We start from the raw sequence: 22,514 nt of genomic DNA, 5'->3' as shown, positions 1-22,514 counted from the left end.
ACATTTTTGTGAAAAGACGAATTAGTTGGGATTTTCGATAAAAAGTTCTATACTCTAGATACAAAAAATTTATGTATCATCATTGCTAAAGGAGTGAAACACCATGTCAAAAATCAATGCAGGAATCGCAATGGTAAAAGTTCTTGAAAGCTGGGGTATCGACCATATTTATGGCATTCCCGGAGGATCTTTCAATTCAATTATGGATGCGCTATATCAAGAAAAAACCGAAATCAACTACATTCAAGTTCGTCATGAAGAAGTCGGCGCACTCGCAGCCGCTGCAGATGCAAAATTAACGGGGAAAGTCGGCGCTGTCTTCGGCTCTGCAGGACCTGGTGCGACACATTTGATCAATGGTTTGTATGATGCACAGATGGACCATGTGCCTCTAGTAGCGTTCTTAGGACAAGTTGCTTCTACATCCATGAACTATAACTCTTTCCAGGAACTAAATGAAAATCCTATTTTCGCAGATGTCAGCGTATACAATCGTACAGTCATGACACCACAAAGTCTTCCGCATGTAGTAGATGAAGCCATTAAAGCCGCCTATGAGCATAAAGGCGTGGCTATCGTGACTATCCCTGTTGATCTTGGTTTTGAAGAAATTGACGAACAACCTTTCTCCACCGCTCACACTCACAAAACAAGTGTGATATTACCAGAAGAAAAAGATTTGCTAGCTGCTTTGCCTTATCTTGAAAAAGCAAAAAAACCAGTTCTTTATGTTGGTCAAGGAACGCGAAACGGATTTCCGCAAATCAAAGAATTCTCAGAACATTTTTCAGTTCCTATTGTCGCTTCCGTTCTAGCAAAAGGAATTATTCCTGATGATTATGAAAACTTTCTTGGTTTTGCTGGACGTGTCGCTACTAAACCCGGAAATGAAGCATTGGCAGAAGCCGATCTGATCTTATTTGTCGGTAGCGACTTCCCATTTGGACGTGCATTTTTTAATCCAACTGCTGAATTTATCCAAATCGATATCGATGCGTCAAAATTTGGACGACGCCATGAAACATCTTTGTCGATCCTCGGTGATGCAAACACAGCTTTGCAAAGACTTGTCGAGTTAGGGGATGCTCGCCCTGCTGATAGCTGGTACCTAGCAAATCAAGAAAATAAAGAAAAATGGGTAAATTGGTTGAAATCTTTTGAAGATCGAGAGGAAGAACCGATTCGTCCAGAGGCTGTCTATAAAGAAATCAATCGTATTGCTGAAGACGATGCGATTTTCGTCACAGATGTCGGTAACACGACTATCCATTCTATTCGTTTATTGAATATGAACGGTAAACAAAAACATACGACATCTGGATGGTTCGCAACTATGGGTAATGGTGTGCCAGGAGGAATTGCCGCACAACTAAGCTACCCAGAAAAACAAGTATTTACCTTAAGTGGTGATGGCGGATTTGCTATGGTCATGCAAGATATCATTACACAAGTCAAATATCAGCTTCCAATTATTAATGTTGTCTTTTCGAATGATTCTTTTGGTTTCATCGAAGCAGAACAAGAAGATACGGAACAAAAGAAATTTGGTGTATTTTTAGAAGATGCAGATTTCGGTAAAGTTGGAGAAGCGCTCGGGGCAAATAGCTTTACAGTCACAGAATACTCGCAACTTCGATTTGCCTTTGATGCAGCTGCAAAATCAGATCGTCCTGTAGTAATCGATGTGAAGATCAATAACAAACGCCCATTGCCAGTAGAAGATCTGCATTTAGATCCAAGAAAATATTCTGAAGAAGAAATCCAAGCATTCAAAGAAAAATATGAAGTCCATGATTTGCCAGTATTGAATGAATTATATGAAAAGAGGTTGTGACAACTGCGCTATACTTCGAGTATTAAGATACAATTTGTGTATATAGCTTCTCACATTTTTGCATAAATTTGTCTCGACACCTAAAAATCACCTCGTGCATATTTGTCCATGATAAAAAAGCCAGCTTCCAATTACAACAGTAAAACTGTAATCGGAAGCCGGCTTTTTTATTTGTTTGATTTTGCTTATCTAAATGCATAGACGATATGTGTGATACCAAATAACATAAAATAGAATCCAACTAAAAAGCTTAATGTCAACGCAGAAGAAATTGGATTAAACAATAAGAAAATACCTAATAAAATTCCTAAGATATTGACGATGACCGTAAACCAATAATATCCTTCGCTTACTCCTCTTGCCAAATCAGCAGTAAATAACGCTAAAACGGAATCAGCAATAAACCATACTGCAAAAACAAAAGGTAATGCTGCGACTCCTGCACCAATATTGAATAAGAAAAAGACGCCAACTAGAATATCGATGATCCCGATTATTAAGGGCATCTTTCCTTTATATCCTGTTAGCTCTTTTAATCTGTTCCGTACAAACAGTTCAAATATCCCTTTAATAAAGGCAAAAATCGCAAAGACTACTACAATTGCAACTAAATTTCCGACAGGGTCTTGAAATGATAACAATGAGACAAGTACAAATAAAATTCCCAAAATCAATGAGCCCCAGTCGATGGTTCTTTTTTCATCCATTTTCAATCCTTCTTTCATTTCTTTTACAGTTTTATAGTACTCCCTCTTATAAATAACGTCAAAAATTATGCTTTTGCAAACTAATAAATCCTATAGTAGCTATTTTCGCTCCTCTTTTATTTTTATTTTTTTCATTCTGTTTCACGTGAAACACAAAGAATGTTCGATTGCCTTGAATCTTTTACCTTTCCCCTATATAATTCTATAAGACTTGTCAAAACTAATAATGATAAAAGTGAGGAAAAAAATTGATTACTGTAAATGATGTGAGTTTGCACTTTTCAGACCGCAAACTATTTGATGATGTGAATATTAAATTTACCCCCGGAAACTGCTATGGCTTGATTGGTGCAAATGGTGCAGGTAAATCAACGTTCCTTAAAGTGTTATCAGGGGATCTGCAGCCTTCCACAGGTTCCGTTACTATGGGACCAGATGAACGGATGGCCGTATTGAAACAGAACCATTACGACTATGAAGACTATACTGTACTTGAAACAGTCATCATGGGACACAAGCGTCTGTATGAAGTGATGAAAGAAAAAGATGCGATTTACATGAAAGAGGATTTCACTGACGAAGATGGTATTCGAGCAGCTGAATTAGAAGGAGAATTTGCTGAGCTTAATGGATGGGAAGCTGAACCAGAAGCAGCTGTTTTACTGCAAGGTCTGAACATCCCTGAAGAATTGCACCATCAGCAAATGAGTGAATTAACTGGTGGACAAAAGGTAAAAGTGTTATTAGCACAAACACTATTTGGTAAACCTGATGTTCTTTTGCTAGACGAACCAACAAACGGTCTGGATATCCAATCGATCAATTGGCTGGAAGAATTTTTGATCAATTTTGAAAATACTGTGATCGTTGTATCCCATGACCGTCACTTTTTGAACAAAGTATGTACACATATGGCGGATCTAGATTTTGGTAAAATCAAACTTTATGTAGGAAATTATGATTTTTGGTTGGAATCTAGTCAACTAGCGGCTAAACTTCAAGCAAACGCAAATGCAAAAAAAGAAGAACAAATCAAAGAACTCCAAGAATTTATTGCCCGCTTTAGTGCGAATGCATCAAAATCAAAACAAGCAACTTCACGTAAAAAAATGCTTGAAAAAATTACTTTAGACGATATCCAACCTTCTTCTAGACGTTATCCATTCGTTGGATTCAAACCTGAACGTGAGATTGGAAACGACTTATTGCAGGTAGAAAATGTAAGTGTAACGATTGATGGAAAGAAAATTTTAGATGATATATCTTTTAATTTGAGCAAAGAAGACAAGGTCGCTTTCGTCGCAGAAAATGATATAACAACAACAACGCTATTCAAAGTTATCATGGGTGAAATTACGCCAGATACTGGAACAGTACGTTGGGGTGTGACAACAAGTCATTCTTATTTACCAAAGGATACAACGAAAGAATTCGATACTGATCTAACGATTTTAGACTGGTTGCGTCAATATGCAAGTAAAGAAGAAGATGATAACACCTTCTTAAGAAGCTTCTTAGGAAGAATGTTGTTTTCTGGTGAAGAAGTATTGAAACCAGTGAATGTTTTATCTGGTGGAGAGAAAGTCCGTTGCATGCTTTCAAAAATGATGCTTTCGAAAGCTAACGTACTTGTATTAGATGATCCAACGAACCATTTAGACTTAGAATCAATCACAGCATTGAATGACGGCTTGATGGCATTTACTGGCTCAATCTTATTTGCGTCACATGACCATCAATTTATCCAAACATTGGCAAACCGCATCATTGCCGTTTCGGATAAAGGTGTGATCGATCGAGCTGATACGACATATGATGAATTTTTGGAAAATGCAGATATTCAAAAACAATTGAACGAGTTATGGGCATAATGGCCTATTTAGCTTAAAAAATAAAAAAACAGCGACCTCTAAGAGATAGGATGCTCATCTATCTTTTAAGAGTCGCTGTTTTTGTTACAATCAATTTCTGGGCTTTTTTACAGAATGAGTTACTGTTTTTATCGACTGATCCCCATTGAAAAAATCGCGATACAGCCATAGCCTGTGTGGCTGGCAATCGTTGGGCCTAATGGATAAAGTTTCACATCTTTCATCTTTATCTGTTCTTCCAAAAGCCGTTTTGCCTTCTCCGCGCTCTCTAGGTCCCCAGCGTAAGCCACATAAACGATTTGATCAAGTGGTGCAACGATTGTTTTTACCGTCTCATTGACGATTGTCTGGATCGACTTGTTTCTTCCTCGAACTTTGTCAACATTCGTCAGCCTTCCTTCTTTATCCACCGTAATAATAGGCTTTACACTCAATAGACTGCCAAGAGTAGCACTTGCTTTGGAAATCCTACCGCCTCGTTCTAGATATTTCAGATCGTCTACTGTTACCCATGAATGGACTTTCAAATAATTACCTTCCAGCCACTCTAGGGTTTCTTCGATGCTTTTACCTTCTTTTTTCAATCTTACAGCTTCCAATACTAAAAGCCCTTCCCCAATACTTGCAGCTTTTGTATCAAAAACATAGATCTCAGGGTCTTCATATTCTTCCTTCAGCAATTCAACCGCTTGAAGCGCACTACTGTAAGAGCCGCTTAATCCACTGGAAAAAGCCACATATAAAACAGGAATCTGTTTTTCCGCATAAGAACGGAAAAATTCTAAATATCGGCCAACATTGATTTGTGATGTCGTAGGCATCGCACCATTTTTCAGCTGATTCATGTAGCGGTCATAATTGAATGTCTTTCCGAGGTCATCTACTAACTCTTGATCATTCAATTGGAGATTCATTGATAAAAAATCAACTTTTTCTTTTGCTAATACATGGTATGGCAGATCACAACAAGAATCTGTTACAATTTGATACACATTTTTCAACCCCTTCTCGTTACATTTTACCCTTATCGTCTATTATAGCAAATCTCTTGCGCTAGACACACTTTAACCGGTTTATTTTCGCAAGTTCTAATCAAAATAAGAGGTTGTGACAGAAGTGGTCAGCTTCAAGAAATAAGAAGGAATTTACGAAAATTGCTTCTCAAATTTTTGTGAAATTTCGGCTTATTTCCGTAGAAGCTACTTCTGGAACACCGTGAATCAGAGGTTGTGAAATCAGCGTTTTGACCTGAGTATTAGAGAAACAAACGGCAAAATAGTTCCTCATATTTTGCCGTTTTTTGAGCTAATACCGAGGGTCAGCTGATTGAACACCGTTTACCAAGAGGTTGTGAGCCTGCCGTTTAGCTCCGAGTCACAAGGAACAATTTCAAAAAACAGCTTCTCATGTTTGTTGAATATTGTGACTTGTGACCGAGGAGTTGGCAGGAGAACACCGTTTAGTGGAGAGGTTGTGAAAAAGCTGCTCTGCATCAAGCAGTAAAAACAATCAGATAAAAATAGCACTCCATATTTTTCATCTGATTGGGCTTAGTGCCGTAGATGCAAGCTTTTGAACACCGTTTGTTCGAAAAAAGGGACTGTGACACGGTTTTTGTCACAGTCCCTTATTCTGAATAAACAGTGTTCAAGAGACAGCCTATCGGCAATAAGGCTAAACGTCTCTTTCACTACCTCTTCAAGTTATTATTATCGTATAGATAAACACTTCGACTCGCTCTGGTAAGAACGTCCTGATTCAGTCGTCGTTTTTATCCTTAGATTTGCGCCCAGACGCTTTCTAAGATGTTTGTTTGTGTTCTATCAGGTCCGACAGAAAATGTTGAGATACGTACACCAACAAGCTCTGAGATACGACGTACATAGTTACGTGCGTTTTCTGGCAGTTCTGCAAGTGTTTTGCATCCTGTAATGTCTTCTGACCAGCCTGGCAATTCTTCATAGATTGGTTTGCAGCGGTTCAACTCTTTCAAGCTTGCTGGATAATGGTAGATTAGTTCCCCATCTAATTCATAAGCCGTACAAATTTTTACTGTTTCCAATCCACTTAATACATCGATCGAGTTTAAAGATAGGTTGGTAATACCTGAAACTCGTTTAGAATGGCGCATAACTACAGAATCAAACCAGCCGACACGACGCGGACGACCAGTTGTCGTACCGTATTCTCGTCCTACTTCGCGGATTTGTTCTCCTGTTTCATCAAATAATTCAGTTGGAAATGGTCCATCACCGACACGTGACGTATAGGCTTTGCAGACGCCGACAACTTTATTGATTTTTGAAGGCCCTACACCGCTTCCGATTGTTACCCCACCGGCTACTGGGTTAGAAGAAGTAACAAAAGGATAAGTTCCCTGGTCGATATCCAGCATTACACCTTGTGCGCCTTCAAACAACACGCGTTTGCCTGCATCCAAGGCATCATTCAAGATAACGGAAGTATCTGTGACGTATTGTTTGATTTGTTGTCCGTATTCATAATATTCTTCAAAAATATCGTCAAAATCAAGTGGTTCTGAATCAAACATTTTTACAAATTGACGGTTTTTGTCATCTAGATTCAAACGAAGACGTTCTTCAAAAATTTCTTTATCTAATAAGTCTGCAATACGGATACCTACACGAGCTGCTTTATCCATATAGGCAGGTCCGATTCCTTTAATCGTTGTACCAATCTTATTTTCGCCCTTAGCATCTTCTTGTAATTGGTCCAATTTGATATGATAAGGCAAGATTACGTGCGCGCGGTCAGAAATACGCAAATTACTTGTTTCTACACCTTTTTCATGTAAATAAGCTAATTCTTTAACCAATGATTTAGGATTGACTACAACGCCGTTTCCGATCACACTGATCTTATCTTTATAAAAAATCCCAGAAGGAATCAAATGCAGTTTATAAGTCACACCGTTAAACTTAATTGTGTGCCCTGCATTGTCGCCACCTTGGTACCGTGCAATCACTTCAGCATTTTCACTGAGAAAGTCTGTGATTTTTCCTTTCCCTTCATCGCCCCATTGCGTACCTACTACTACTACAGATGACATGTGAACACCTCGTTCTATATTATTTAATCCTGAACCATTGTATCAATAATAGATACATATTTCAAATAAAATCGAATGATTTTTATTTTTATTTTATAAAAACGCTTAAAAAACGAACTTTATCTTTTTAGAATGGTTATTAAAAAAGAGGTTGTAACAGAAGTGGTCAGCTTCAAGAAATAAGAAGGAATGTACGAAAATTGCTTCTCAAATTTTTGTGAAATTCCGACTTACTTTTCGAAGAAGCTACTTTTGGAACACCGTGAATCAGAGGTTGTGAAAAAGCTGTCCTGCATCAAGTAATAAGAACAGCCAAACAAAAATAGCTTCTCATATTTTTCGTTTGATTGGGCGTATTACCGCAGATGCAAGCTTTTGAACACCGTTTAAGAAAGAGGTTGTGAGCCTGCCGTTTAACTCTGAGTCACAAGGAGCAATTTCAAAAAACTGCTTCTCATGTTTGATGATATTGTGACTTGTGACCGAGGAGTTGGCAGGAGAACACCGTTTAAGGAAAAGAGGTCGTAAGATCAGCGTTTTGACCTGAGTATTAGAGAAACAAACGTCAAAATAGTTCCTCATATTTTGACGTTTGCTGAGCTAATACCAAGGGTCAGCTGATTGAACACCGTTTATTCGGAAAAAGGGACTGTGACAAGACTTTTGTCACAATCCCTTTGGAGATCTGTTTAAATTAAGTACTCTAGTCGTTCCTGCGGTTACTCCTCGCATCTTCTTACGAGTGCTCTCGGCATTGCTCAAGGCTCACAACCTCTTCTTTAAAATTCTTCTCTTGGCGAAAGCGACGAAAATTTATTGTATTCTTTGATAAACAGTAGTTCAACTGTTCCTCGTGCACCGCTTCGGTTCTTCTCGATGATGACTTCGATGACGTTGTCATTTTTTGGCTCGTTTCCATCATCGTCATCTCCGCCTTCTCTTTCATAATAATCATCTCGATACAAGAAGGCTACGATGTCCGCATCTTGTTCAATTGATCCGGATTCACGAATATCACTTAGCACTGGTCGTTTGTCTTGTCGCTGTTCTACTCCACGAGATAACTGTGAAAGAGCAATGACAGGTACTTTCAGCTCTTTCGCCAGTTTTTTCAGTTGGCGAGAGATATCTGATACTTCTTGTTGACGGTTCTCTTTACCGTTACCTTCAATCAACTGCAAATAATCGATCAATATCAAACCTAGATTGCCTTTTTCTTGCGCTAGTTTCCGACATTTCGCACGGATTTCAGAGATTTTGATCCCTGGTGTATCATCGATAAAAATATTTGCTCGAGAAAGACTCCCCATCGCAACGATCAGATTCGACCATTCTTCTTCCGAAAGCTGACCTGTACGTAAATGGCTGGCCTCAATCGAACCTTCTGCACAAAGCATCCGATTTACAAGAGATTCTGCCCCCATTTCCAGACTGAATATCGCAACAGAACGATCTGTTTTGGTTCCTACATTTTGAGCAATATTCAATGCGAACGCTGTTTTACCTACCGCAGGACGAGCAGCCAGAATGATTAGTTCTTCGGGCTGGAAACCTGCTGTCATTTTATCCAGACCTTGATAGCCAGTTGGTAGACCTGTGATTTCTTCATTGTTTTGAGCTAGTCGATCGATATTTTCAATCGTGGAGTTCAGTACTTCAGCAATAGATAAAAAGCCGCTTCGATTTCTTTTTTCCGAAACCTCCAAGATACTGCGTTCGGCATCATCTAAAATTGTTTGAACTTCTTCTCCTTGCTCGAATCCTTTCGTAACGATTCCTGTTGCTGTCTGGATCAATGTACGCAGCAATGATTTTTCTTCAACGATTTTCGCATAGTAGACGATATTTGCTGCTGTCGGAACTGCTAATGCCAAGTCTGAGAGATAACTTAAACCACCGGCATCTTCTAACAAATTGGCTTGTTCCAGCCGGTCTTTGACAGTAACCACGTCAATCGCTTCATTACGATCATTTAACTCGATCATTGTCTCAAAAATAATTTGATGGCCACGACGATAAAAGTCTTTTGGCTCTATGTACTCCATGGCATCAATGATCGTTTCTGCGTCAAGAAAAACAGAGCCTAAAACCGCTTGTTCAGCTTCAATATTTTGCGGTGGGATTCGATCCTGCCACACTTCATTCATACGTATCGCTCCTTGTCTTCAATTGCTTCATTTTACAAGAAAATGAGAGAAAAGTCATCATTCGTACCGAAAGTGTAATAAAAAAATAGTTCTCTTTTATTATACTCGTTTTCTTTATGCTATTTTGCTGTTCCCAAAAAAGAAACCGAAATCAATCTGAAATCGATTTGCAGCTTTTGCTTTCATTGCTGCAGCTGTTTTCTCAGATAAATTTCGGTTTTTCTTTTTTCCTTCTGGTTATACTTACCAGCTGAACATCGCTATCAAGATTTGTTATTCTTGTACGACATGAACTTTGATCGTAGCCGTCACCTCATGATGAAGCTTAACAGGTACGTTTGTGTAGCCTAGTGAACGGATCGGATTTTCTAATTCGATTTTTCGTTTATCTAATTTGATTTTGTATTGTTTGTTTAACCCTTCAGCAATTTGTTTTGAAGGGATCGAACCAAACAAACGGCTGTCTTCCCCTGCTTTCGCCTTCAATTCGACTACAGTATCTTCTTTTTCCAAGAATTCTTTTAACTTTTTAGCTTCTTCCAAGATTTCAGCTTCGTGTTTTTCTTGTGCTTTCTTTTGTCCTGCTAACTGACTGATACTGCTTTTCGTTGCTTCTTTTGCCAAGTTATTTTTGATTAGATAATTTTGTGCATAACCTGCTGGAACTTCTTTGATGTCCCCTTTTTTACCTTTTCCTTTTACATCTTGTAAAAAAATTACTTTCATTTGGATTACTCCTTATCATATATTTGATTCATATTTTCTTTGATTGCAGCAAATAGCTTCTGTTTTGTTTCCTCAACTGTCGTATTTTCCAGTTGAGTAGCTGCGTTTGTGAAGTGTCCTCCGCCACCTAAGGATTCCATGATGATTTGGACGTTGATCATGCCGGTACTTCTGGCACTGATCCCAATCAAGCCGTCTGTCCGCTTTGTAATGACGAAAGCTGCATTGATATTGATCATCGAAAGCAATGTATCTGCTGTTTTTGCTGCTATAACACTATTATACTCTTTTTCGTCTGTCCCTGCCGCCACAACAATATCAGAAGTCACATAGTCGCTTCCAGCAATCAAATTGCTGATCTCCAAGTATGTCGCTAAATCCGAGCTCAATAAATATTGTACTAAGGATGCGTCTGCTCCACAAGACCTTAAATAGCTGGCAACGTCAAAAGTTCGTGCAGTTGTACGGACATTGAAACTATTTGTATCTACAACCATCCCTGCAAGCAATAATGTGGCCTCAAAACGATCTAAGCGATTTGTTTTGCTGCTTTGGTATTGGATCAGCTCAGAAACTAGCTCTGAAGCTGAAGAAGCTGAAGATTCGATATAAGTCAGCAGAGGTTTACTTGGAAACTCTTCCCCACGACGATGGTGATCAATGATCACAATCTTATCAAATTGCTCATATAGGCCCTGAGAGATCGATAGAGAAGGTTTATGGTAATCCACCATCACGAGGAGGTCCTCTTCTTTTTTCAGCTCTATGGCACGTTCTGGAGAGATTAGTTGCATTTCTAATTCAGGATGCTTATGGATTTCTTCAAGACACCGTTCTACATCTGGAATGATCTCGTTCTCGTTGATAACGATGTAAGCTTTTTTCTGGTTGAAGCGTGCCAGACAACTGACACCAAAAGCAGAGCCTAAAGCATCCATATCCGGAAACTTGTGCCCCATGATAAACACATCGCCTGTTTCATCAAAAATCCGACGCAAAGCGGTACTCATCGCTCGAGAACGAACACGCGTGCGTTTGACATTCTTAGCAGATTTCCCCCCATAATAAACAGGTTTTGCTCCTTCTTTTACCTCTTTCACGACAACTTGGTCGCCTCCACGGACTAAAGCAACATCTAAATTATTCTGAGCTTCTCCACCGATTTCATCGAGGGTTCTTGAGCCATAAGCAATCCCCATACTAAGGGTGATAGGCGAGCTCTGTTTTTCAGCTTCTGCTCGAAAGCGATCCAGCAAATCAAATTTTTTATCCATCATCTTTTTCAGATCGATCATCTGTGCTACGAAGAAAAACCGTTCTGCGTTGATTCTTTTGAAAAAGACATGGTATTCATTCATCCAGTCAGAAACTAGTGTAGTGACGAAAGAGTTCAAATAAGAAATCTCTTTGTCATCCAATTTATCAATGGCATCTGCATAGTTATCAATAGATAAAATACCAATCACCGGCTGACTGTTCGTCTGATGGAGTTTTAACAACTGGTTTTGGGTAATATCATTAAAATAAACAACACCCTTTACTGTATCCATATCAAACTGAAATGTTTTATCTGCTAGATAGACTTGGTTTTTCTTTTTTTCTTTTGCAGTAAAAAAAGTATCTAGCAATTCTTCCTCTGTTAATCCACTTTGATCTTTGATTTTCAATGCTAATGGATTGAGCCATTCGATTTTTTGGCTTGATGGCTGATAAGCAATCACTCCTACAGGCATGACTTCTGAGACATAAGCTAGATTGGTTTCAGCTACAGTCGAAGCCTGCTGGATTTTTTCACGTTTATTTAAAATAAGCCAACGTTTCATTTTCAACCAATAGCGAACACCCCATAAATTCATCAATAGAATGACCGAAGCGCTAACAAAACGAAATGGTAAAATTAAGACTACCAATACTTCGATTAATATAAACAGGATAAGGAAGAGAGGTTTCGGGGATAAATGATTGTTTTTATTTTCCATAATTTTCCTCCCATATATGACTAATTTGATTTTACCATAACTTTCGTCATTCGAGCGACTAAACGAATAGAGGTTATTTTTACAGAAAAAAAGGAATTGAATAGCTGATCAAAAGGATCAGTCATTCAATTCCTAGGATTTATTAGTCTTCGCTAACGAAAGGTAGCAAGCCCATGATACGAGCGCGTTTGATTGCAACAGTAATTTTACGTTGGTTTTTAGCGCCTGTACCAGTTACACGACGTGGCAAGATTTTACCGCGTTCTGAAATAAATCTTTTTAGTAATTCGATATCTTTATAATCGATATATTCAATATGGTTAGCAGCAATGTAGTCTACTTTACGACGTTTACGTCCGCCTCTTCTTTGTTGTGCCATTCTATTTCCCTCCTATCAAATTCGTTTAGAATGGTAAATCATCGTCTGAAATGTCGATCGTTGAACTTGAGCCGAATGGGTCAGAAGTATCACGGTCGAAATCAGGCATACCGTTGGATGATTGAGATGTTTGATTAGAGTTATTGTTTCCGCCAAATCCGCCAGCTGATTGACCAGAACTTTGGAATCCGCCGCTTTGTTGGCGATTTTCAGATGCAGAACGACTTTCCAGCAATTGGAAGTTGTCAGCTACTACTTCTGTCACGTATACACGTTGTCCTTGCTGATTATCATAAGAACGAGTTTGGATACGTCCAGTAACACCTAAAAGTGTTCCTTTACGAGCATAGTTTGCTAAAGTTTCTGCTGATTTGCGCCAAATCACACAGTTGATAAAATCAGCCTCGCGATTGCCGCTTTGGTTTGTAAAATTACGATTCACAGCCAAAGTAAATGTTGCGACTGCCGTACCACTTGCTGTGTAACGCAAATCTGGATCTTTCGTCAGACGTCCAACTAATACAACATTATTAATCAAAATAGTCATCTCCTCTCATCGTTTTCTATTGTTTCACATGAAACAACAATTAAGCTTCTTCTTTAACAATCATGTGACGAATGATATCGTCGTTGATTTTAGCAAGACGGTCAAATTCATTGACAGCATTTGCTGATGATGGAGAAGATACTTTAACGATGTGATAGATACCTTCACGGTAACCGTTCATTTCATAAGCGAAACGGCGTTTTTCCCAATCTTTTGATTCGATAACTTCTGCTCCGTTATCTTTCAAGATTGCATCGAAACGTTCGATTAAAGCAGTTTTTGCTTCTTCATCAATGTTTGGACGAATAATGTACATGATTTCATATTTCGTGTTTTCCATTGATATTCACCTCCCTGTGGACTTTCGGCTCTTAGGTTCCTAAGAGCAAGGAGAGTTATCTAATTAATTAGACTACTCACAAGCTCTGATTATACACTCTATTTTGGTCAAAAGCAATACAGAATGAACAGTTTCGAATATTTTAAGAGAAATTCAACTAATCAAAAAAGCCAGCAGGAATAACCAGATTTTTTAATCGGTCATTCTTGCTAGCTTACACAATTAGTCTTGATGGCTATTCTTCTGATCCTTGTTCTTCAACTGTTTGTTCTGCAGCTTCTGGTTCGACTGCTGCCATCGTGACAACTTTCGTATCAGCTTCCATCTTCATCAAACGTACGCCTAATGTTGAACGTCCAGTTTGAGAAACAGTCGATACGTTGAAACGGATAATGACACCTTTATCTGTAATCAGCATGATGTCTTCATCTCCAGAAACAGTGGTCAATCCAGCTAGTGGACCATTTTTTTCAGTGATGTTCGCCGTTTTGATCCCTTTACCTCCGCGGCCTTTCACTGGATATTCCGATACTTTTGTCCGTTTTCCGTAACCTTTTTCTGTGATCACTAATACTTCTTGATCTTCCTTCATTAAGGCTGCCCCAACGACATAATCTTCCTCACGCAGGCGTATTCCTCTAACCCCGGAAGCTGTACGTCCCATATCGCGGACTGCTTCTTCTTTGAAAGTGACAGAGTAGCCGTTATGTGTTCCAATAATGATATTAGATTGACCATCTGTCAGTAGCACATTGACGAGCTCATCGTCTTCTTTCAAACCAATTGCGATCAGACCATTACTTCGGATGTTAGCAAAAGCAGTGACAGAAGTACGTTTTACTGTACCTTGACGCGTCGTAAAGAAGAGATAGTGGCCTTCTTCTGCTTCTCCCGTCACCGCAATGATTGCCTGGATGCTTTCACTCGAATCGATACCTAGTAAATTGATAATTGGTATTCCTTTGGCTGTGCGCCCGTATTCTGGAATTTCGTATCCTTTTGCCCGATACACTTTTCCGTTATTCGTAAAGAATAACAATGTATCATGGGTAGAACAAGAAACCAGATTTTTGACGAAGTCGTCATTGTGGATACCCATTCCTTGGACACCACGTCCACCCCTTCGTTGAGCTCTGAATTCATTATTTGCCAAACGTTTGATGTAACCATTGTTTGTCAATGTAATAACGATTTCTTCTTCTTCGATTAAATCTTCATCTTCCAGACTTAAGACCTCACCGACTAGTAATTCTGTGCGTCGTTTATCACCAAATCGTTGATTCAAGTCTGCTAATTCATTCTTGATGATTTCTGTAACACGTTCTGGTCTTGCCAGAATGTCAGTTAAATCTTCAATCAGTTTTAAGAGTTCTTGGTATTCATTTTCGATTTTTTCCCGTTCCAAACCGGTCAATCGGCGTAAACGCATATCTAAAATAGCTTGAGACTGGCGATCGGATAAATCGAACCGTTCGATCATCGTCGCTTTTGCTTCGTCATCTGATTTAGACCCGCGGATAATCGCAATGATTTCATCGATATGATCCAAAGCAATACGCAAACCTTCTAAAATGTGTGCCCTTGCTTCTGCTTTTTCTTTTTCAAAGACTGTCCGTCTTGTGATGACTTCGCGCTGATGTTCGATATAGTTTTCAAGAATTTGTTTCAAGCTCAAAACTTTCGGCACACCTTTTTCGATCGCCAACATATTGAATCCAAATGAATTTTGCAAGGATGTCAATTTATATAAGTTATTCAAGATAACAGATGCGCTGGCGTCACGACGGATGTCAATGACGATCCGCATACCTTCACGGGAAGATTCGTCCCGCAAATCTGTGATCCCTTCGATACGCTTGTCTCTGTGCAGTTCAGAAATCCGTTCGATCAATTTTGCTTTATTGACCATATAAGGCAATTCTGTCACGATGATCCGTTCTTTACCATTTGGCATCTCAGTAATCTCAACTTTTGCACGTACGGTAATAGAACCCTTACCTGTTTCATACGCTCTTCGGATTCCTGATTTTCCCATAACCAAACCACCTGTTGGAAAATCTGGTCCAGGTAATACTTCCATCAATTCATTGGTCGTCACATCAGGATTATCCATCAGCAAATCGATAGCCGCTACTACCTCAGACAAGTTATGAGGTGGGATATTCGTGGCCATACCTACGGCGATCCCCGTTGTTCCGTTCACTAAAAGATTCGGGAAGCGAGCAGGTAGTACAACTGGTTCTTTTTCTGTATCATCATAGTTGCTTTGGAAATCAACAGTGTTCTTATTGATATCACGCAGCATTTCTGTAGCGATTTTGCTCATCCGTGCTTCGGTATAACGCATAGCGGCGGCACCGTCACCGTCAACAGAACCAAAGTTTCCATGACCATCCACTAGCATATAACGGTAGCTGAATGGCTGTGCCATCCGTACCATTGACTCATAGATCGCACTGTCTCCATGAGGATGGTATTTACCCATGACATCTCCGACGATTCTGGCAGATTTTTTATGGGCTTTATCCGGTGTTACACCTAATTCGTTCATGCCGTATAAAATACGGCGATGAACGGGTTTCAGACCATCTCTGACATCAGGAAGTGCACGTGCGACAATAACACTCATCGCATAATCGATGAAGGAGTCTTTCATTTCGCTGGTTAGATTGACATCATGGATGTTTTCTCTGATTTCTTCACTCATTCTTTTTCCTCCTTCATGATTAAATATCTAAGTTCTTCACATAGTGTGCATTTTCCTCGATGAATGCACGACGGGGTTCTACTCGATCCCCCATCAACATTTCAAATATCTGATCTGCTGCAATAGCATCGTCCACACTGACGCGGGCCATCATCCGATTGCTTGGGTCCATAGTTGTTTCCCATAGTTGATGATCATCCATTTCTCCAAGTCCTTTATAACGCTGAACGCTTGGTTTTGGTGAGGCAGGAAGTGAAGCAACGACTTGTTTCAACTCTTCTTCTGCATTTTTTCCTGGTTGTACATACGTAATATTCTTCCCTTGTTTTACCCCGTATAAAGGTGGCTGAGCAATATAGACGTATCCAGCTTCAACAATAGGACGCATGTAACGATAAAAAAGAGTCAGCAGCAATGTACGGATATGCGCGCCGTCGACATCGGCATCAGTCATGATAACTAATTTGTGGTAGCGAGCTTTCGATACATCAAAATCTTCTCCAAACCCTGTACCCATAGCAGTAAATAAAGACCGGATCTCTTCATTTGCCAAGATCTTGTCCATGCTTGCTTTTTCAACATTCAAGATTTTCCCACGAATAGGCAAGATGGCTTGAAACTCTCGATTACGACCTTGCTTAGCTGATCCGCCGGCCGAATCTCCTTCGACGATGAACAATTCGCATTTTTCAGGATCGTTGCTAGAGCAGTCCGCTAATTTTCCTGGCAGATTACTAATCTCTAAAGCACCTTTACGTCTCGTTACTTCACGCGCACGTTTCGCTGCTAGACGAGCTCTGGAAGCTAGTAATCCTTTTTCAACAATTTGACGGCCCACACTTGGGTTTTCCAGCAAGAATTTCATGAAATGTTCGCTAAATAACCGATCAGTGACTGTCCGTACTTCGGAATTGCCCAATTTTGTTTTTGTTTGTCCTTCGAATTGAGGGTCAGGATGCTTGATAGAAATAACAGCTGTCAATCCTTCTCGCACGTCTTCACCGGTCAAGTTGTCGTCATTTTCTTTCATCAGCTTTTGTTTTCGGGCATAATCATTTATCACACGAGTTAAAGCAGTCTTGAATCCTGATTCATGTGTTCCGCCTTCATACGTATGGATATTGTTGGCAAAACTCATGATATTGGAATGGTAGCCGTCTGTATATTGCATAGAGACTTCAACTGCGATATCTTGCTGTTCACCTTCCAAATATACAGGTTCTGGAAAAATCACGGTTTTGTTTGCATTCAAGTATTCGACATAACTTTTAATCCCGCCGTCATAATGGTATTCATTGATGACTGGTTCTTCTTCTCGTTTGTCTTCAATCGATATACGCATCCCGCGGTTCAAGAAAGCAAGTTCACGGATCCGGGTAGCCAATTTTGAAAAATCAAACTCAGTTGTCTCTGTAAAAATTTCAGGGTCTGGCGTAAAGTGAACCGTTGTTCCATGGCGATCCGTTTGTTCGATAATCTTTAAGTCGTCCACTACAGCTCCACGACGATATTCTTGATAGTACACATTTCCTTCTTTGTATACTTTGACATCAAGCTGTGTAGAAAGCGCGTTAACAACAGAAGATCCTACTCCGTGAAGTCCACCAGAAACTTTGTACCCACCACCGCCGAATTTTCCTCCAGCATGTAAAACAGTAAAGACCGTTTCAACTGCAGGACGTCCAGTTTTTGCCTGGATATCTACAGGTATCCCCCGACCGTCGTCAATAACGGTGATACTGTTGTCTTTTTCAATAATCACATGGATTTTCGTTGCAAAACCTGCTAATACTTCATCGATCGAATTATCGACAATTTCCCAAACAAGGTGATGCAGACCCTCAGAACTAGTCGAACCGATATACATGCCAGGTCGTTTACGAACGGCTTCAAGTCCTTCAAGTACTTGAATCTGACTGGCATCATACTCTTTAGCGCGTTCTACTAAACTTCTTTCTTCTGTCATTCAGTTTCTTCTCCTTTTAGTTTCCCTTGTTGAACATAAAAAATCTCAGGTTCAACAGTCATTTTATTTTTTACATGGTCAAGTGTCGTTGTTGTTAAGAACGTTTGAACTTTTCCTTCGATTGTTTCTAGCAGATGGAGTTGACGACTATCATCCAGCTCGCTCATCACATCATCTAACAAAAGGATTGGATATTCCCCCGTCTCTTCTTTAATCAAATCGATTTCTGCTAATTTGACACTTAGTGCAGTTGTTCTTTGCTGTCCTTGCGATCCATAAGTCTGCACATTTTTCTGATTAATAAAAAAGGAAAGATCGTCACGATGAGGACCAACTGTCGTTGTTCCCCGAAAAAGGTCTTTCTTTTTATTTTGGTTCAAAAGTGCGAGAAATTGTTCTTGGATTTGCTCTTGCGTATGTGTTTCTAAAGAATCGACTGCGGTGAGATACTCGATTTCCAGCTGCTCTTTTTGATGGGTGATTTGCTGATGCAAAGAATTAGCCCAAAACTCCAATCGCTTGACGAACTGTGCTCTTGCTTTCAATACTTTGCTGCCAAACGCTGCTAGTTGTTCGGACAAAATATCCAAATAAAGCAAATCAGTTTGTTTTTTTTCATTCAATTGCTTTAAATACTGGTTTCTTTGTTTCAAAATTGCTTGGTATTGGACAAGATCATAAAGATAGATTGGATTGATCTGGCCTAATTCCATATCTAAAAATTTCCGCCTGATCTGCGGGCTGCCTTTTACTAAAGAAAGATCTTCTGGTGCAAATAAAATGACATTCATTTGTCCCACGTAAGTACTTAACTTTTTTTGTTCGATATGGTTGATCTTGGTTTTTCGGCCTTTTTTAGATAATAAGATTTCTAATGGAAGAGTGGATGAACCTTTTGTGATCTCTCCTTGAATCATCGCCTGATCGTCAGTCCAGCCAATCAATTCCTGCTCACTACTTGTCCGATGACTTCGCGTCATAGCTAATACGTAGATACTTTCCAAAAGATTCGTTTTTCCTTGCGCATTTTCTCCTAAAAAGATGACGAGGTTCTTGGAAAATTCGATGTTCAGCTCTTCGTAATTTCGATAATTTTTTAAATACAGCTTATTCAGCCTCATTATCGTCGTTTCCTTTTTTTACCATAAAAAAAGTTCCTACTTCTGGAACTTCAACCATCATGCCGGGATAAAGTTTGCGTCCACGACGATTTTCTGGTTCGCCATCGACTAACACAGTGTTTTCTGCCAAATACCATTTTGCTTGTCCGCCACTACCGATAACTGTGACTTCTTTCAACATTTGGCCCAACGTCATGAATTCCGTATTTAGAATGACTTGTTGTTTCAATGCCCATCCCTCATTTTCATTATTAAAAGTATACTCTATTATACCTTTTTTTTCGCAATAAAACAAATTTATCCATATATTTTTCCATATAAGACGATTTAATCTAAAAAAGGTGATTTAAACAAAAATAAACAGAAAGCCTTAAAAGAGATTTTAGGGCCTTCTGTTTAAAATTTTATTTTTTCTATTTCTTTTCAATTAAATTTTCAAGAACAATGAAAATCATCGTTAATTTGTACGTACAGGAGTAATCAGCTGAATAAATTGAACGCCATCTTCCGTTGGTTCCAATGTAAATGGACGAATAGCAGAGATAAATTTCACTTTGATGCTCATATCTCCAAATGCACGCAACGCTGCTTTCATATAATCCGGATTGAAAGAAATATCTAATGGATCGCCACTGCTTGCTGTATAACTCAAGCTTTCTTCTACTTTCCCGATTTCTGGCGAATTTCCGTATAAAACAACCGCATCTGGACGAATAGATAAACGAACGATGTTGTTACGGCCTTCATGAGAAAGTAAAGAAGCCCGTTCGATCGCCGCTAAAAAGCTAGGAACAGAAAATTCAACCTCTGTATTAAAACTTGAAGGAATCAAACGATTGGTATCAGGATAGTTTCCTTCTAGCAAACGGGAATAGAAATACATCGTTTCTGTTTTGAACAACACTTGGTTTTCCATAATGCTGATTTCGACGATTTCTTCTTCATTTGTTAATGAGCGAGATAATTCGATCAAACTTTTTCCAGGAATAACAATATCAAAATGATCAGCCGCTTGTTCTACTGGAATCACGCGTTGACTTAGACGGTGAGAATCAGTAGCTACAGCCAATAAAGAATTATCAGATAAAATGAAATGCACACCTGTCAAGATTGGACGACTCTCATGTTGTGAGACAGCAAAAACTGTTTCGTTGATTAGTTTAGTCAATACGTGTACAGGTAATTTCATCTGGTTATGGCTTTCGACAACAGGAAGATGAGGATAGTTATCTGCATCTAATCCATTTACGATAAAATTCGCTTTTCCAGAAGTAATCGCTACTTGTTTATTTTCTAAAACTTCTAAAGTAAATGTTTCTTCAGGAAGTCTCCGAATGATTTCGCTAAAGAAACGTGCTTGTAAAACAATGGAACCAGTAGATTCGATTTGCATATTTGCTTTTTCGTTTTCAACAGACAAAAAAGTTTCAATTGATATATCAGCGTTGCTCCCCGTCAAAGTCAAACCTTCTTGTGTCAGTGTGATTTTTACACCTGTCAAAATAGGGATCGTGGTTTTGCTTGAAATAGCTCGTTGAACAGTTTGCAATTCCTGCATAAAGCTAGCTCGGTTTAAAGTAACTTTCATGATGTATCTCCTTTGAATGTTTGTTTATTTATTATTAGTTAAAAAGAATAATAAAAGTAATAGGGCATGTTGATTCTGTGGAAAACTCAAAAAACGTAAGAGAGAAACGAAAAAACAGCTGTGGAAAAAGTGTGCATAACTTTTGAACGTTTTTTTCTTTTATCCACATGCTATTTTCAGTTGATAGAATCGACAAATTAATTTAGTAAAAAGTTTTTGATTTCTGATACTTCATTTTGCATACTGACACTAGAATCCATCAGCTGCTGGATTTTTTCATGAGCATGGATAACCGTTGTATGATCCTTGCCACCGAATTCAGCTCCGATTTTCGGTAAAGAATTATCTGTGAGCTCACGTGCCAAATACATAGCGATTTGTCTAGGAACAACAATAGATTTGACGCGTTTCTTTCCTTTGAGATCTTTCAATTGGATGTGATAATACTTTGCCACTTCTTCTTGGATCTGCAGGATTGACAATTGAGGATGTCCTTTTCCTGATTTTAACGTTTTCAGTGCGTCTGCAGCTAGACTAGTCGAAATATCTTCACTATTCATCGCAGCAAAAGCTTGCACTCGAACAAGCGCACCTTCTAATTCACGAATGTTAGAATCAATTTGTCCTGCGATGTAGCTTAGTGTGTCATCTGGGATCTCTAGACGTTCAGCCGCCGCTTTTTTACGTAAAATCGCTGTTCTTGTTTCAAGATCCGGCGGTGTAATATCAACAGACAGCCCCCATGCAAAGCGAGAAACGAGGCGTTCTTGCAGTTTCGGAATCTCGTTTGGCAACCGATCACTGGTTAGTACGATTTGTTTCCCTTCATTGTACAAGGCATTGAAAGTATGGAAAAACTCTTCTTGCGTAGCTTCTTTTTCTGCAAAAAATTGAATGTCATCCACTAGCAGTAAATCAACATTTCGATATTCTTGACGGAACTCTTCTGCTGTTTTGTTTTGGATCGAATTGATGAAATCATTAGCAAAAGTTTCACTGCTTACATATTTTACTTTGGCATTAGGCTGACTTTGCAGCATTTGATGACCAATTGCATGCATCAAGTGAGTCTTACCAAGTCCCACGCCTCCATAAAAGAAGAGCGGGTTATAAATAGAACCTGGATCTTCTGCTACAACGAGCGCTGCTGCATGAGCCATCTGGTTTCCTTTACCAATGACAAACGTATCAAAGGTATATTTAGGGTTCAGCATGGCTTTTTTTAGCGGACTAGGTGCCACAACTTTTGGATTTTTTTCTTCTATAACTTCTTCTTGCTCTGCTTCTTCGCCAGTAATAAAGCGAGGGATAATCTCATTTCCTGATAACATATAACCGACTTCAACGATTTTTGTCGCCAGGTTTTTTTCCCAATATTCTTTATGAATCTTGCTAGGAACCTCAACAACGAGCTGGTTTTGATCAAGGGTTCGAGGGTTCGCTGTTTCGATCCATGTATTATAGCTAGCAGGCGATAAATCCTTTTGGTATGTTGCTTTTAATTCATTCCATAAAGCATCGAGGGATACCAT

At 39.2% G+C, this 22,514-nt stretch carries 17 protein-coding genes; 2 read left to right on the top strand and 15 right to left on the bottom strand.

Annotated features, from left to right (window positions below):
• Positions 1 to 103: 103 nt before the first annotated feature.
• A complete protein-coding gene (gene spxB / locus IGJ87_RS00085; protein WP_002301048.1) occupies positions 104 to 1,834 on the top strand; it encodes a pyruvate oxidase in 1,731 nt (576 codons plus the stop codon).
• A gap of 185 nt (positions 1,835 to 2,019) precedes the next feature.
• On the opposite strand, the gene IGJ87_RS00080 is transcribed toward spxB, so the two are convergent.
• The gene (locus tag IGJ87_RS00080; RefSeq protein ID WP_002328013.1) at positions 2,020 to 2,541 is read right to left on the bottom strand and encodes an HdeD family acid-resistance protein; all 522 of its coding nucleotides are present in this window, start codon (positions 2,539 to 2,541) and stop codon (positions 2,020 to 2,022) included.
• A gap of 248 nt (positions 2,542 to 2,789) precedes the next feature.
• On the opposite strand from IGJ87_RS00080, the gene IGJ87_RS00075 reads away from it, so the two are divergent.
• Entirely contained in the window at positions 2,790 to 4,412 is a 1,623-nt protein-coding gene (locus tag IGJ87_RS00075) for an ABC-F family ATP-binding cassette domain-containing protein (protein ID WP_002301052.1), read from the top strand.
• Between the two features lie 128 nt (positions 4,413 to 4,540).
• Here IGJ87_RS00075 and IGJ87_RS00070 read toward each other — a convergent pair whose 3' ends face one another.
• From IGJ87_RS00070 to dnaA, 14 genes are all read right to left on the bottom strand, one after another.
• The gene (locus IGJ87_RS00070; RefSeq protein ID WP_002301054.1) at positions 4,541 to 5,404 is read right to left on the bottom strand and encodes a DegV family protein; all 864 of its coding nucleotides are present in this window, start codon (positions 5,402 to 5,404) and stop codon (positions 4,541 to 4,543) included.
• 785 nt (positions 5,405 to 6,189) lie between these two features.
• Positions 6,190 to 7,482: an adenylosuccinate synthase gene (locus tag IGJ87_RS00065; RefSeq protein ID WP_002288375.1), complete on the bottom strand. Its 1,293-nt coding sequence runs from the start codon at positions 7,480 to 7,482 to the stop codon at positions 6,190 to 6,192.
• 779 nt (positions 7,483 to 8,261) lie between these two features.
• Positions 8,262 to 9,629, bottom strand: coding sequence for a replicative DNA helicase (gene dnaB / locus IGJ87_RS00060; protein WP_002288373.1), 1,368 nt, complete (start codon positions 9,627 to 9,629; stop codon positions 8,262 to 8,264).
• 273 nt (positions 9,630 to 9,902) lie between these two features.
• Positions 9,903 to 10,355 (bottom strand): 50S ribosomal protein L9, encoded by a 453-nt coding sequence (rplI, locus tag IGJ87_RS00055; protein WP_002288372.1) that lies wholly within the window; start codon positions 10,353 to 10,355, stop codon positions 9,903 to 9,905.
• 5 nt (positions 10,356 to 10,360) lie between these two features.
• Complete coding sequence (locus IGJ87_RS00050; protein ID WP_104889237.1) at positions 10,361 to 12,334, bottom strand: DHH family phosphoesterase; 1,974 nt, start codon at positions 12,332 to 12,334, stop codon at positions 10,361 to 10,363.
• Positions 12,335 to 12,476: 142 nt separating this feature from the next.
• A complete protein-coding gene (gene rpsR, locus IGJ87_RS00045; protein ID WP_002288370.1) occupies positions 12,477 to 12,713 on the bottom strand; it encodes a 30S ribosomal protein S18 in 237 nt (78 codons plus the stop codon).
• A gap of 25 nt (positions 12,714 to 12,738) precedes the next feature.
• Complete coding sequence (ssb, locus tag IGJ87_RS00040; RefSeq protein ID WP_002288368.1) at positions 12,739 to 13,251, bottom strand: single-stranded DNA-binding protein; 513 nt, start codon at positions 13,249 to 13,251, stop codon at positions 12,739 to 12,741.
• Between the two features lie 49 nt (positions 13,252 to 13,300).
• On the bottom strand, positions 13,301 to 13,600 hold the full coding sequence (gene rpsF, locus IGJ87_RS00035; RefSeq protein WP_002288366.1) for a 30S ribosomal protein S6: 300 nt from the start codon (positions 13,598 to 13,600) through the stop codon (positions 13,301 to 13,303).
• Between the two features lie 235 nt (positions 13,601 to 13,835).
• A complete protein-coding gene (gyrA, locus tag IGJ87_RS00030; RefSeq protein ID WP_002325156.1) occupies positions 13,836 to 16,307 on the bottom strand; it encodes a DNA gyrase subunit A in 2,472 nt (823 codons plus the stop codon).
• Between the two features lie 19 nt (positions 16,308 to 16,326).
• Positions 16,327 to 18,273 (bottom strand): DNA topoisomerase (ATP-hydrolyzing) subunit B, encoded by a 1,947-nt coding sequence (gene gyrB, locus IGJ87_RS00025; protein ID WP_002288364.1) that lies wholly within the window; start codon positions 18,271 to 18,273, stop codon positions 16,327 to 16,329.
• Positions 18,270 to 19,394, bottom strand: coding sequence for a DNA replication/repair protein RecF (recF, locus tag IGJ87_RS00020; RefSeq protein WP_002301794.1), 1,125 nt, complete (start codon positions 19,392 to 19,394; stop codon positions 18,270 to 18,272). Before recF ends, gyrB begins: the two co-directional genes overlap by 4 nt.
• On the bottom strand, positions 19,381 to 19,623 hold the full coding sequence (gene yaaA / locus IGJ87_RS00015; RefSeq protein ID WP_002295251.1) for a S4 domain-containing protein YaaA: 243 nt from the start codon (positions 19,621 to 19,623) through the stop codon (positions 19,381 to 19,383). Before yaaA ends, recF begins: the two co-directional genes overlap by 14 nt.
• 228 nt (positions 19,624 to 19,851) lie before the next feature.
• On the bottom strand, positions 19,852 to 20,982 hold the full coding sequence (gene dnaN, locus IGJ87_RS00010) for a DNA polymerase III subunit beta (protein WP_002288361.1): 1,131 nt from the start codon (positions 20,980 to 20,982) through the stop codon (positions 19,852 to 19,854).
• 197 nt (positions 20,983 to 21,179) lie between these two features.
• Complete coding sequence (gene dnaA, locus IGJ87_RS00005; RefSeq protein WP_002288360.1) at positions 21,180 to 22,514, bottom strand: chromosomal replication initiator protein DnaA; 1,335 nt, start codon at positions 22,512 to 22,514, stop codon at positions 21,180 to 21,182.

This window comes from Enterococcus sp. DIV1411a, assembly GCF_050531945.1.
In the GTDB taxonomy this organism is placed as follows: domain Bacteria; phylum Bacillota; class Bacilli; order Lactobacillales; family Enterococcaceae; genus Enterococcus_B; species Enterococcus_B faecium.
The sequence above is the reverse complement of the archived record's forward strand: the minus strand, read 5'-3'. Positions and strand labels throughout refer to the sequence as shown.